The sequence below is a fragment of the Lysinibacillus canaveralius genome, from assembly GCF_047301505.1.
In the GTDB taxonomy this organism is placed as follows: domain Bacteria; phylum Bacillota; class Bacilli; order Bacillales_A; family Planococcaceae; genus Lysinibacillus_B.
Window position 1 is genome coordinate 4,350,480 of sequence record NZ_CP154840.1, and the last position, 12,428, is coordinate 4,362,907.

The 12,428-nt window shown below is 42.7% G+C and carries 10 protein-coding genes and 1 other annotated feature; all 10 genes read right to left on the reverse strand.

Annotated elements, in window-relative coordinates; genetic code table 11:
* Positions 1-4: 4 nt before the first annotated feature.
* The 10 genes from cysS to AA0Y26_RS21985 all read right to left on the reverse strand — a co-directional run bounded on the left by cysS (position 5) and on the right by AA0Y26_RS21985 (position 12,361).
* Positions 5-1,405 (reverse strand): cysteine--tRNA ligase, encoded by a 1,401-nt coding sequence (cysS, locus tag AA0Y26_RS21940; RefSeq protein ID WP_413364097.1) that lies wholly within the window; start codon positions 1,403-1,405, stop codon positions 5-7.
* Between the two features lie 273 nt (positions 1,406-1,678).
* Positions 1,679-1,894: a binding site (T-box leader), on the reverse strand.
* An 87-nt stretch (positions 1,895-1,981) separates the two neighbouring features.
* Positions 1,982-3,442, reverse strand: coding sequence for a glutamate--tRNA ligase (gene gltX / locus AA0Y26_RS21945; protein ID WP_413364098.1), 1,461 nt, complete (start codon positions 3,440-3,442; stop codon positions 1,982-1,984).
* Between the two features lie 120 nt (positions 3,443-3,562).
* Positions 3,563-4,039, reverse strand: a complete 477-nt coding sequence (ispF, locus tag AA0Y26_RS21950; protein WP_413364099.1) for a 2-C-methyl-D-erythritol 2,4-cyclodiphosphate synthase — start codon at positions 4,037-4,039, stop codon at positions 3,563-3,565.
* Between the two features lie 10 nt (positions 4,040-4,049).
* Entirely contained in the window at positions 4,050-4,733 is a 684-nt protein-coding gene (gene ispD, locus AA0Y26_RS21955) for a 2-C-methyl-D-erythritol 4-phosphate cytidylyltransferase (protein ID WP_413368349.1), read from the reverse strand.
* A 16-nt stretch (positions 4,734-4,749) separates the two neighbouring features.
* The gene (locus AA0Y26_RS21960) at positions 4,750-5,829 is read right to left on the reverse strand and encodes a PIN/TRAM domain-containing protein (protein ID WP_413364100.1); all 1,080 of its coding nucleotides are present in this window, start codon (positions 5,827-5,829) and stop codon (positions 4,750-4,752) included.
* Positions 5,830-6,139: 310 nt separating this feature from the next.
* On the reverse strand, positions 6,140-7,516 hold the full coding sequence (gene radA / locus AA0Y26_RS21965) for a DNA repair protein RadA (protein WP_413364101.1): 1,377 nt from the start codon (positions 7,514-7,516) through the stop codon (positions 6,140-6,142).
* A gap of 274 nt (positions 7,517-7,790) precedes the next feature.
* Positions 7,791-10,247 carry an ATP-dependent Clp protease ATP-binding subunit gene (locus AA0Y26_RS21970; protein WP_413364102.1) on the reverse strand — a complete coding sequence of 819 codons (2,457 nt, stop codon included), beginning with the start codon at positions 10,245-10,247 and terminating at the stop codon, positions 7,791-7,793.
* The gene (locus AA0Y26_RS21975) at positions 10,237-11,346 is read right to left on the reverse strand and encodes a protein arginine kinase (RefSeq protein ID WP_413364103.1); all 1,110 of its coding nucleotides are present in this window, start codon (positions 11,344-11,346) and stop codon (positions 10,237-10,239) included. Before AA0Y26_RS21975 ends, AA0Y26_RS21970 begins: the two co-directional genes overlap by 11 nt.
* Positions 11,343-11,888: a UvrB/UvrC motif-containing protein gene (locus AA0Y26_RS21980; RefSeq protein WP_413364104.1), complete on the reverse strand. Its 546-nt coding sequence runs from the start codon at positions 11,886-11,888 to the stop codon at positions 11,343-11,345. Before AA0Y26_RS21980 ends, AA0Y26_RS21975 begins: the two co-directional genes overlap by 4 nt.
* The gene (locus AA0Y26_RS21985; protein ID WP_413364105.1) at positions 11,885-12,361 is read right to left on the reverse strand and encodes a CtsR family transcriptional regulator; all 477 of its coding nucleotides are present in this window, start codon (positions 12,359-12,361) and stop codon (positions 11,885-11,887) included. The genes AA0Y26_RS21980 and AA0Y26_RS21985 overlap by 4 nt, the downstream gene beginning before the upstream one ends.
* Between the last annotated feature and the right edge of the window lie 67 nt (positions 12,362-12,428).

Below are 12,428 nucleotides of genomic sequence, written 5' to 3' on the forward strand. Positions count from 1 at the left end.
GCTGTCATCCTCGTTTCCAACGTGTTCCCTGACGAGTATCTTCCAGTATGATATTCATACTTAACAGCTGGTCACGGATTTCATCTGAACGGGCAAAGTCGCGATTTTTCCGCGCTTGGTTTCGCTCTTCAATTAGCGCCTCAATTTCTTCATCCAGCAATTCCGCTTCAGAAGCAAGTACAATGCCAAGCACATCCCCTAGTTTATCAAATGTATTGATAAATTCCTGAAGGACAACGGCTTCTGTATTGCTTTCATTCAAATATGTGTTTGCCAGGCGTGCTAGTTCAAATAAAGCAGAGATAGCATTCGCTGTGTTGAAGTCATCATTCATTGCTGCTTCAAATTGCTCTCTTACCTCTGCAATCTTTGACAGCCATTCGTCGCTTACTTCTCCCAATCCAGCTGTCGCCGTTAGACGATGCTGCACATTAGAATAAGCTGTGCGTAATCGTTCTAGCCCTGCCTGCGCTGCTTCCACCAAATCTTGAGCAAAGTTAATCGGATGACGATAATGAACGCTTAACATGAAGAAACGCAGCACTTGCGGGTCAATCTGTTTACGTATATCATTCACCAGCACAAAGTTCCCAAGGGATTTAGACATTTTTTCATTATCAATATTAATATAGCCGTTATGCATCCAGTATCGGGCAAATGTTTTTTCTGTATGAGCCTCAGATTGGGCAATTTCGTTTTCATGATGCGGGAAAGTCAAGTCTTGACCACCTGCATGAATATCGATTGTATCGCCTAGATGCTCCCGGGCCATTACCGAACATTCAATATGCCAGCCTGGCCGTCCTTCACCCCATGGGCTTACCCATTTGATCTCGCCTGGTTTAGCCGCTTTCCATAGCGCAAAATCTAGCGGATCTTCTTTTTTCTCTCCCGCCTCAATACGGGCTCCTACCTTTAGATCGTCAATCGATTGATGACTAAGCTTCCCATAACCGTCGAACTTACGTGTACGGTAGTATACGTCGCCTTGAGATTCATATGCATAGCCTTTATTGATTAGAACCTGAATAAACTCAATAATATCATCCATGTGATCCGTTACTCGGGGATGAGCATCAGCTTTTTTGCACCCAAGAGCCGTAATATCTTCAAAATAAGCAGTAATGAACCGCTCCGTCAATTCAAATACTTCTTCACCTAGCTCATTGGCTGCTTTAATAATTTTATCATCCACATCCGTGAAGTTGGAAACGAATTTCACCTCGTAGCCTGCATATTGCAGGTAACGTCGGACCGTATCGTAAACGATAACCGGACGCGAATTGCCTATATGAATATAATTATAGACAGTTGGACCACATACATACATTTTCACTTTTCCCTCTTCTAAGGGGATGAATTCTTCCTTCTGCCGGGTTAACGAGTTAAAAATTTGAATACTCATTGTTTCTGCTCCTTTTTTATAATGATATTTCTTATCCTAAGTAAACCTTTCATGGGTTTTCTAACATAGCAAAGTGTCCGAACAAAGAGTATGGAATCAAGTACTTTTACCTCTTTCACTTTTCGGGAAATTTTGATACAGCAAAAGGTGCTATTTTCTTTTTTCTTATGCGGCACGCCTAAAGGAATGCTTTGCACAGTGGAACCAGATCAATCCCATGTGAAGCCCTGATAACGATGCCTAAATAAAAAAACGCCTCTGCCATCTTTTGATGACAGAGACGCTTCTATAGCGCGGTTCCACTCTGACTTGAAGGTTGCCCTTCCACTTTCCTGTCCGGTAACGAGAACAACTCGACTTGCCTACTTATGTTCAGCAAAGTGCTCAAAGGTGCATTCCACAAAGGAGGGTTAGACTACTTTCAGCCGGTGATAGTCCTCTCTACTAAACCCTTCTCTTTTGTGTACTTCTCCTTTTCTACGCTTTTTCAACCGGGGATTATCCCCCGTTTATTCATTTCAGTTCAATTTACATTCATTTTACATAAGATTATTCAAAAATCAACCGTTTTGCTGCTTAACCAGCAAACTTTTCTACGCGGGCAATTACTTTTTCTTTTCCAATCAAAGCAATCGCATTTGGAAGCTCAGGACCATGTGTTTGACCCGTTGTCACAACACGGATTGGCATGAATAGGTTTTTACCTTTCGCACCCGTTTCCTTTTGCACTGCCTTGATCGCCGCCTTAATAGAATCAGCATCAAATGTTTCTAATGCTTCAAGCTGAGCTTTAAACGCTGCCATAACAGCTGGTACTTGTTCTCCTGCTAATACTTCCTTTGCTTCGTCATTGTATTCAATTTCGTCTGCGAAGAATAGGCTTGATAGCTCAACAATTTCAGCACCATAACTCATTTGCTCATGGTAAAGAGCAATTAAATCAGCTGCCCATGCATGCTGCTCTTCTGTTAATTCCTCAGGAAGCAGTCCCGCTTTTTGAAGGTGTGGTAAAGCCAGCTCTACTACTTCCTCACGCGATAACTTTTTAATATATTGGTTATTCATCCATGTAAGCTTTGTTTTATCAAACATAGATGGTGATTTAGATAGTCGTTTTTCATCAAACAGTTTGACAAGCTCTTCCGGAGAGAAGATTTCTTCTTCACCTTCAGGAGACCAGCCGAGCAATGCAAAGAAGTTAAACATTGCTTCTGGTAAATAGCCAAGTTCCTTGTATTGTGTAACGAACTGGATGATTGACTCATCACGTTTTGATAATTTTTTACGCTCTTCATTTACGATTAATGTCATGTGGCCGTATTGTGGATATTCCCAGTTAAACGCATCAAAAATCATCATTTGTTTTGGTGTATTTGATAAATGCTCTTCCCCACGGAATACATGTGTAATATCCATAAAGTGATCATCAAGCACAACTGCGTAATTATATGTCGGGATACCATTTGCCTTTACAAGCACCCAGTCACCAATATCTTTTGACTCGAATGATACCTCACCGCGTACAAGATCATTAAATTTATATGTGACGCCTTCAGGTACACGGATTCGAATTGTATAAGGAGTTCCCTCTGCTTCCTTCGCTGCTACCTCTTCTGCTGTTAAATGACGGCATTTCCCATCATAAGTCGGCGCCGCTACGCCTTTCGCCTTCTGTGCTTCACGTGAAGCCTCAAGCTCTTCAGGTGTACAGAAACATTTATATGCAGCTCCGCGCTCAAGCAATTCTTCTGCATGTTTTTTATAGATGTCCAGGCGCTCCATTTGACGATACGGTGCATAAGGGCCACCGATATCAATTGATTCATCCGGAATGATGCCAAGCCAGCGTAAATTATCAAGCTGAGATGCCTCGCCGCCCTCCACATTACGCTCAATATCCGTATCCTCAATACGTACAATGAATTTCCCATCATGATGTTTTGCATATAAATAGTTGAATAACGCTGTGCGGGCTCCACCAATGTGCAAGAAACCTGTTGGGGATGGCGCATAACGAACGCGAACTTCTGTTACCATAAAATTGCCTCCTAAATACTGTCTTGACGACCTTAAAATTTACTTTGTCCATTTTACCACTGCAATTTATTAAATAAAAGTAGCGTGTGCCGAAATTCTTCCCAACACACGCTTGCTTCATTACTTCTTGATCAATAAAATTGTTGCCAACGAGGCAATCCCTTCTTCGCGGCCAGTAAAGCCAAGCTTTTCTGTAGTTGTAGCTTTCACATTTACTTGAGATGGATCTGCATTTAATAATTCAGCAATACGATTTTTTATTGGTTCGATGTAAGGAGCCATTTTAGGGCGCTGTGCAATGATTGTCGCATCTACATTTCCAAGTACATACCCTTTATCCTCTACTATCTTCCAAATATATTGTAAAAGCTTTGCTGAGTCAGCATCCTTCCACTCCGGGTCTGTATCCGGGAAGTGCCGGCCGATATCACCTTCACCAATCGCGCCTAACGCTGCATCCGTAATTGTATGTAGCAATACATCCGCATCCGAGTGACCAAGCAATCCGCGATCATGCGGAATCTCAATTCCACCTAAAATTAATTTACGCCCCTCTGCAAAAGCATGGACGTCATATCCTTGTCCTACACGAAACATACATATCCTCCTACTTGGCTCTTGCCTTTAGAATGGCCTCACCAAAAATTAAATCTTCCTGTGTCGTCATTTTAACATTTTCATAATTGCTTTCGACAATGCGCACCTCATGACCAAGGCGCTCTACGAGCATGGCTTCATCTGTGCCTAGAAAGCCAACCTTCTCCGCCACATCTTCTGCTTCTACCAAAAGATCAAAACGAAATGCCTGCGGGGTTTGAATCATCCAAAGGCTATCTCGGTCGATAGTTTCTTTAATGATTCCTTTTCGTACAATTTTCATCGTATCCTTAGCCCGCACACCTGCAATAGCAGCCCCTTTTTCGTAGGCTGTGTTCGCAAGTTCAGCGATAATCGGCTTGGTAATGAACGGCCGCGCCGCATCATGGACAAGAACGATCTCTACATCTTTCATTTCCTTTATACAGGAATGAACAGAATGTTGACGCTCTGCCCCACCTGTAGGTAAGCCTTTAATTTTTGTAATATTGTATTTTGTAATCATTGATTTTATATAATCACGTTCTGAATCTTTTACAGCAAGCCAAATTCCCGAACACGCTTCATCCTGCTCGAAAACAAGCAATGTATGAATGAGGATGGGCTTATCCATCAATTGTAAAAACAGTTTGTTCTGCCCTGCCCCCATACGTTTGCCACTCCCGGCCGCCGGTAATACTACTTCATACTGCACCTTTTCACTTCCCACTCTATTCCTCTTTCGGCTTTGCAAAAATCATACGCCCGGCAGATGTTTGCAAGACACTTGTAACTGTTACGGTAATTGCTTGACCAATGTAAGCTCGACCGCCCTCTACCACAATCATTGTACCATCATCAAGATAAGCTACTCCTTGATTGTGCTCTTTTCCATCTTTAATTACCACGACCTGCATATCTTCGCCAGGAATAACTACAGGCTTGACTGCATTCGCTAAATCGTTAATATTTAATACCTCTACTCGATGAAGCTCACATACTTTATTAAGATTAAAATCATTTGTTAAAATCTGTGCATCCATCTGTTTAGCAAGCCGTACCAGCTTTAAATCGACCTCCGCCACATCATCAAAATCATCCTCGACAATGAGCACTTTAGACTGCCGTTCATCCTGCAGCCTTTTTAGGATATCTAGCCCTCTTCTTCCTCTTGTACGCTTCAATGTATCCGAAGAATCGGCAATATGCTGCAGTTCTGTTAGGACAAATTGAGGGACTACTAATATCCCTTCCACAAAACCTGTTTCTGAAATATCTGCTATGCGTCCATCAATAATTACACTTGTATCGAGCAGCTTCTGAGATAATTTTATTTCCTGCTCACCTTGCTTCTTCTTTGAGGCCGATCCTGTGCGTGTAAATAATTGCAGCAGTTCGTCTCGTTTATTAAACCCGACTCGGAAACCTAAATAACCTAAAACAATCGAAAGAATGATTGGAAGTACTTCAAGTATTTCCGAGATAAGCGGTAATTGGATTTTATTAAAAGCAAAGCCTATGAGCGATGCTACACTCAGCCCAATAATCAAGCCAATTGTCCCAAACAGCAAGTCCCCGACAGGCAGCTTGAACAACACTTCCTCCATCCAAGTAATTAGTCTGACAAAATAATCGGAAAGCACAAATGATAAAACAAATAGCAGCAGTGCACCTAATAATACAGAGACATAGGCATTATTGATCCATGGATTGGATGATAAATTAATGAATTCGTATAATGGCGGTAAAAAAACAAGACCTAACGCCCCTCCGATAAATAAGAATGCGATTTGAATAATTCTTTTTAACATTGTCTTTCTACACCTCCCTTTCTTTCATTATACATAGTTGTGCCAATGATAGCGACGGTAAGCAATCGGGATTTACGTTACAATAGATCACTTTTTTACATTCGAAACACAATAACAATATGATATTGCAGTTGTTTTTTATCAAAGATATGATTCCCTTTACATAGGGTCTTGTGAAATCCTCCAAATATATCTTCACTAAATGGTTCAGGTTCTTTAGAAAGAACCTCTGCATCTACAAGTTAATACCCTTGATGTTAGAAAAAATGCCCGGCCTTTTTAGAAAGGTTGGGCATTTTTGTGACTCATTCTACAAATCATTGAAACAGGCTCGCAGGCTCTCAGCAATTGTTTCTACTCCGACAACCTGAATACCCGCCGGGAAATCCCAGCCCCCTAAATTGGAGGCTGGAATAAACGCCCGCTTGAACCCAAGTTTAGCGGCCTCCTGGACCCTTTGCTCAATCCGGCTTACACGCCGGACCTCGCCCGTCAAACCTACCTCACCGATGAAGCAGTCCGTAGCACGAACAGTTTGGTCTTTGAAACTCGATACGATGGACGTCAACACAGCTAAATCAATAGCAGGCTCGTCTAATTTCACGCCTCCAGCCACTTTGATATAGGCATCTTGTGCCTGCAGCAGCATTCCCATCCGCTTTTCAAGAACGGCCATCAGCAGCTGGACCCGATTTTGATCAACACCGGTTGCCATACGCTTTGGATAGTTGAAGCTTGTAGGCGTTACAAGTGATTGAACTTCTACCAAAATAGGACGTGTCCCCTCCATCGAAGCAACAATCGTAGATCCCGGCGCTCCTTGCGAACGCTCTTGAAGGAACATTTCAGAAGGATTCAATACTTCCTTTAACCCGCCATGAAGCATCTCAAAAATAGCAATCTCATTCGTTGAGCCGAAACGGTTTTTCTGACTTCTTAAAATACGATGATTGTGATGACGTTCTCCTTCAAAATAAAGAACTGTATCCACCATATGCTCCAAAATACGCGGACCCGCTATTTGCCCTTCTTTTGTCACGTGACCAACAAGGAAAATCGCAATATTTTTTGTTTTAGCAATACGCATCAGTTCTGCCGTACATTCGCGTACTTGCGAGACGCTTCCTGGTGCACTCGTCACCTCTGGGTGGTGGACTGTTTGAATGGAGTCAACAATCACAAATTTCGGCTGTACTTCTTCAATAGTCTGATGCAGGAACTCCATATTCGTTTCAGAATATATATATAGCTCGGGTGATTTAACCCCAAGCCGCTCTGCCCTCAGTTTTGTCTGACGGACAGACTCCTCCCCCGAAATATAAAGAACACGGTGACCTTTGTTTGAAAGCAGGGCAGATACTTGTAATAAAAGCGTTGATTTTCCGATCCCTGGATCTCCGCCAATCAGTACAAGGGACCCTTGGACAATACCTCCCCCGAGCACTCTGTTCAGCTCACCCATTTCTGTTGTGATACGCGTCTCTTCCATCGTTTCTACATTGATAAGAGGGGTTGCTTTCTGCGTCGTAGAAGTAGAGTGCTGGAATGCTCCACGCGGTCCTTTTGCTACAATCTCAACTTCTTCTACCATCGTATTCCAGTTGCCGCAGCCCGGACAGCGGCCCATCCATTTTGCCGATTCATAGCCGCAGTCATTACACATAAATTTTGTTTTCTTCTTTGCCATATCGTTCCCCCAAATGTTTGTTCTTATTTTTATTGTACAGGAAACAGCTAAGATCTTCTAACACAAAACGTTCATTTCGAATACTGCTTACATATTGAGGTATTGGTAGTTACCATTATCTATCATGTAATCCATAGAAGAAAATATTGATTAAAGTATTTACCCTTTTTGAGTTTCATCATTTTAGAGCGGCCACCTCAAAAGCCCGGATATGTCTCAATAAAAATAAAACTGCCCAGAAAGTTTCGACTTTCCGGGCAGTCCCTATAGACTATTATACTTCAGCCTGTTCCTCTACTTTTTCATCTTTCCCACGAACAATAAACTCGCCGTCCTTGTAATCAAAAACAACCTTTTGACCTGTCAGGACAGTACCTTTTAATAACTCTTCTGACAGGCGGTCTTCCACATGCTTTTGAAGTGCGCGGCGGATTGGACGTGCTCCATATTGTGGATCATATCCTTCCTGTGCAATCTTCTCAAGCGCTGCTTCTGTAAGTTCCAGTTCGATATTTTGTTCTCTCAGACGTTTTGTTAGCGTATTTGCCATGAACGAAACGATTTCTTTTAAGTGTTCTTTCTCCAATGAGTGGAACACGATCATTTCATCAATACGGTTTAAGAATTCAGGACGGAATGCTTTTTTCAGTTCCTCAAGCATTGTTCCTTTCATATCTTTGTATTTCGAATCCGTATCACCTAGGCTGAAACCTAAATTCTTTTGGTATTTCAGCGCATCTGCACCGACATTAGACGTCATGATGACCACTGTGTTACGGAAGTCAACAACACGTCCTTTTGAATCAGTTAGACGCCCGTCATCAAGCACTTGTAACAGGATGTTAAAGACATCCGGATGTGCCTTTTCAATTTCATCAAGAAGAACAACAGAATATGGCTTACGGCGTACTTTTTCTGTCAGCTGACCACCTTCCTCGAACCCTACGTAGCCTGGAGGTGCACCAACTAGACGTGAAGTTGCATGTTTCTCCATATATTCTGACATGTCAATACGGATCATCGCATCTTCATCACCAAACATTGATTCAGCGAGTGCTCTAGCAAGTTCTGTTTTACCAACACCAGTCGGTCCTAGGAAGATGAATGAACCGATTGGACGCTTCGGATCTTTAAGCCCTGCACGTGCACGGCGTATTGCCCGGGAAATAGCCTCTACTGCCTCGCCTTGCCCTACTACACGCTTATGAAGATGTTCTTCTAGATTCAGAAGCTTTGAAGATTCTTCTTGAGCAATTTTCGAAACAGGGATTCCCGTCCACATGGAAACAACTGCCGCAATGTCATCCACTGTTACTTCAGACTCCTCTTTGCCTTGCTTTTCTTTCCATTGTTTCTTTGTTTGCTCTAGCTCTTCCTTCAGCTTTTGCTCTGTATCACGAAGTGCCGCTGCTTTCTCAAATTCCTGGCTTTGAACAGCTGCATTCTTTTCATGACGTACATTCTCTAATTTATTTTCAAGCTCTTTTAAGTTTGGTGGAACTGTGAATGAACGAAGGCGTACTTTTGAGCCCGCTTCATCAATTAAGTCAATTGCTTTATCCGGTAAGAAACGATCTGAAATATAGCGGTCCGATAGCTTCGCTGCTGCATCCACTGCCTCGTCTGTTATTTTCACACGGTGATGTGCTTCATAACGGTCACGAAGGCCTTTAATAATTTGGATTGTTTCATCGATTGTCGGTTCATCAACCTGGATTGGCTGGAAACGGCGCTCTAATGCTGCATCCTTTTCAATATATTTGCGGTACTCATCTAAAGTAGTGGCACCGATACATTGCAGTTCGCCCCGTGCTAACGAAGGCTTTAAAATGTTGGATGCGTCAATGGCACCTTCTGCTCCACCTGCTCCGATTAATGTGTGAAGCTCATCGATGAATAAGATAATATTGCCTGCTTGGCGAATTTCATCCATTACTTTTTTCAGACGATCCTCGAACTCACCACGGTATTTCGTTCCTGCTACCACCGTGCCCATATCAAGTGTCATAACACGTTTGTCACGCAATGTTTCCGGCACTTCATTATTAACAATTTGCTGTGCTAACCCTTCTGCGATAGCTGTTTTACCAACACCCGGCTCCCCGATTAAAACAGGATTGTTTTTTGTACGGCGGGATAATACTTCTACAACACGAGTAATCTCTTTTGAACGGCCAATGACAGGATCTAATGAACCTTCACGAGCCACTGCTGTTAAGTCGCGGGCTAGGCTGTCGAGCGTTGGTGTATTCACCGCTTGGCTTTGCTGCTGGCCGCCTGGTGAATTAGCATCATTGTTACCCAATAGTAATAAAACTTGTTGGCGTGCTTTATTTAGGCTTACACCCGTATTTGCCAATACACGTGCCGCTACCCCTTCTCCTTCTCGGATGAGCGCTAATAAAATATGCTCTGTACCGATATAAGAGTGACCAAGCTTGCGGGATTCATCCACTGACAGCTCAATAACTTTTTTAGCTCTTGGTGTATAGTGGACAATTGGGCCAACATTTTCTGTTCCTTTGCCGACTAATTCCTCAATACCGGATTCAATCATTTGCGGGCTGATATCAATCGCTTCTAATGCTTTTGCGGCGATACCGCCTCCTTCACGGATTAGACCAAGTAAAATATGCTCCGTTCCGATTGACTCGTGTTTCCAGCGAATTGCCTCTTCCTGTGCTAGTTGCAATACTTTTTGAGCACGTTGAGTAAATCGATTAAACATCATACAAATCCTCTCCTTTTCCCCTTATTGTAGGTTCATTTTGATCTTGTGTTTGTAATTTTTCCTGAAGCAGCTTTGCACGGAAAATATCCCGTTCAGCCGCTTGAAGCGTTGTACCTGCATACTGCTGGATAAATCCCGGCTGGATAAGCAGCATACATTCATTTAGCTGATTCAGCGAAATATCTGAAATAATTTGCAAATCCACCGCTAATCGGACATTCGATAAACAAGAAGCCGCCTCTTCGCTCGTTAAAATTCTTGCATGTGTCAATATACCGAGAGAACGGTACAAACGGTCTTCCAGAGCAACGGGAGCGCGGGCAAATAATTGCTTCCTTGCCTGGCGCTCTTTTTGAATGACCTGTTCTACGACGTTCTGCAGTTCATCCAAAATTTCTTGTTCCGATTTTCCAAGTGTAATTTGGTTTGAAATTTGGTATATATTCCCTAAGTTTTCACTTCCTTCTCCATATATACCCCTCACCACCATTCCTAATCTTGCCATTGTCTGAATTAATACATTCATTTTTTTGGTCATCGTCAAGGCTGGAAGGTGCATCATGACAGAGGCACGGAGTCCTGTACCGACATTTGTCGGACAACTTGTGAGAAAGCCTAATTGTTCATCATATGCATACATCAGCTTTTCGTCTAAACACTGATCCAGCTTACTCGCCTTTGCATATGTCTCATGCAGCCGTAAACCTGCCGCTAAGCATTGTATACGAATATGGTCCTCTTCATTCACCATTACGCTGATTGATTCATCTTCTGTGAGAAAAACAGAAGCTGTTTTTTCACGTTTTGCTAGATGAGGACTAATCAAATGCTTTTCTACAAGCACCTGCCGCTGTAATGCAGGCATTTCCTTCATTGGAAAATAGGAAAACTTCGGTCCTTCTTCTTGAACAGAAAGCAGCACTTTCAGTACAGACTCATCTACTTGTTTTGCCTCTTCTTCAGAAAAGGTAATAGGAAAGCGGATTCCGTTCAGATTTCTTGCAAGCCGGATTCGAGTGCTCATTACAATATCCGATTTATCCTCACTCGCTTCAATCCATGAAGGTGATGTATTTTTTAAAAAGTATTCAATATTCATGGTGAATCCACACCCCCAACGTTTAACTTGCGTTCGATTGCACGAGCCTCGTCCCGGAGTTTAGCTGCCTCTTCAAAACGTTCTTCCGCAATCGCTTGCTGTAACTGTTGACGAAGCGATTCAATTTGCTTTTGGTAATACTCTGTTTGATCCTCCACTGATTGAGTTTTCCCTACATGCTTCACATCCGCTTGTAAACGTTCTAGTACAGGCGGTAATTGTTCACGGAATGTGTCATAGCAGCGAGCACACCCGAACTTGCCAACCTTCAGAAAATGACGATACGTAAAGCCGCATGAAGGACAGGCAGATGGCTGCTTTTTCTGTTGCGCCTCTTCTTGTACCTCGCTTTTCCACATCGGTAATCCAAACCAATCTGACATCAGTTGATGGATGGATACAGGTTCATCCTGCAGCTCCATTTGAAATGGATGGAATTTACCAGCACATACCTCACAATAATGGCGTTCCTGCTTTGTTCCATTGTGTACTTGTGTTACGGTCACAGTAGCGTGCCGTTGCTTACAATGCTCGCAAATCATGACTCGTCACCCCTCTCGAATTTCAACGTCATCAGCATAGCTTTTAACACCCGGGCGCGTATTTCGTCACGCATAGGCAGCGGCAACTGTAAAGTTGATCGATCAATTGCGGCAAGCATGAGTTTTGCCTCTCGTTTTGATACTATCTCTTCGTCAATCAACCGATAAATAATATGCTCTGCTACAGTTTGTGGAGCCATCCCCTCTATTTGCCTTATCATTTCATCAAACAGGGCACCTTGTGAATGGGATGCTACACGAAGGATTCGGATATAACCTCCCCCGCCACGTTTACTTTCCACTAGATATCCTCGCTCTGCGGTAAACCGGGTATTGATTACGTAATTAATTTGTGAGGGTACGCATTGAAATTTATCAGCCAGCTCACTGCGTTTGATTTCAATATGCCCTTTCCCCTCTAATTCGATAATTTGTTTTAAATAACCTTCAATAATGTCCGAGATATTCCTCATGTTAGTCTTCACCCCAGTTCGCTTACTGACTTTGACTATCTTTGACTATATTATAAAAATCTCAAAT

Excerpts from the sequence above, each read along its gene's own strand:
- AA0Y26_RS21975 (WP_413364103.1), bottom strand. The coding sequence starts at position 11,346 with ATGAATATTGAATACTTTTTAAAAAATACATCACCTTCATGGATTGAA.
- ispF (WP_413364099.1), bottom strand. The coding sequence starts at position 4,039 with ATGTTTCGTGTAGGACAAGGATATGACGTCCATGCTTTTGCAGAGGGG.
- gltX (WP_413364098.1), bottom strand. The coding sequence starts at position 3,442 with ATGGTAACAGAAGTTCGCGTTCGTTATGCGCCATCCCCAACAGGTTTC.
- cysS (WP_413364097.1), bottom strand. The coding sequence starts at position 1,405 with ATGAGTATTCAAATTTTTAACTCGTTAACCCGGCAGAAGGAAGAATTC.
- AA0Y26_RS21980 (WP_413364104.1), bottom strand. The coding sequence starts at position 11,888 with ATGATTTGCGAGCATTGTAAGCAACGGCACGCTACTGTGACCGTAACA.
- radA (WP_413364101.1), bottom strand. The coding sequence starts at position 7,516 with ATGGCAAAGAAGAAAACAAAATTTATGTGTAATGACTGCGGCTATGAA.
- AA0Y26_RS21985 (WP_413364105.1), bottom strand. The coding sequence starts at position 12,361 with ATGAGGAATATCTCGGACATTATTGAAGGTTATTTAAAACAAATTATC.
- AA0Y26_RS21970 (WP_413364102.1), bottom strand. The coding sequence starts at position 10,247 with ATGATGTTTAATCGATTTACTCAACGTGCTCAAAAAGTATTGCAACTA.
- AA0Y26_RS21960 (WP_413364100.1), bottom strand. The coding sequence starts at position 5,829 with ATGTTAAAAAGAATTATTCAAATCGCATTCTTATTTATCGGAGGGGCG.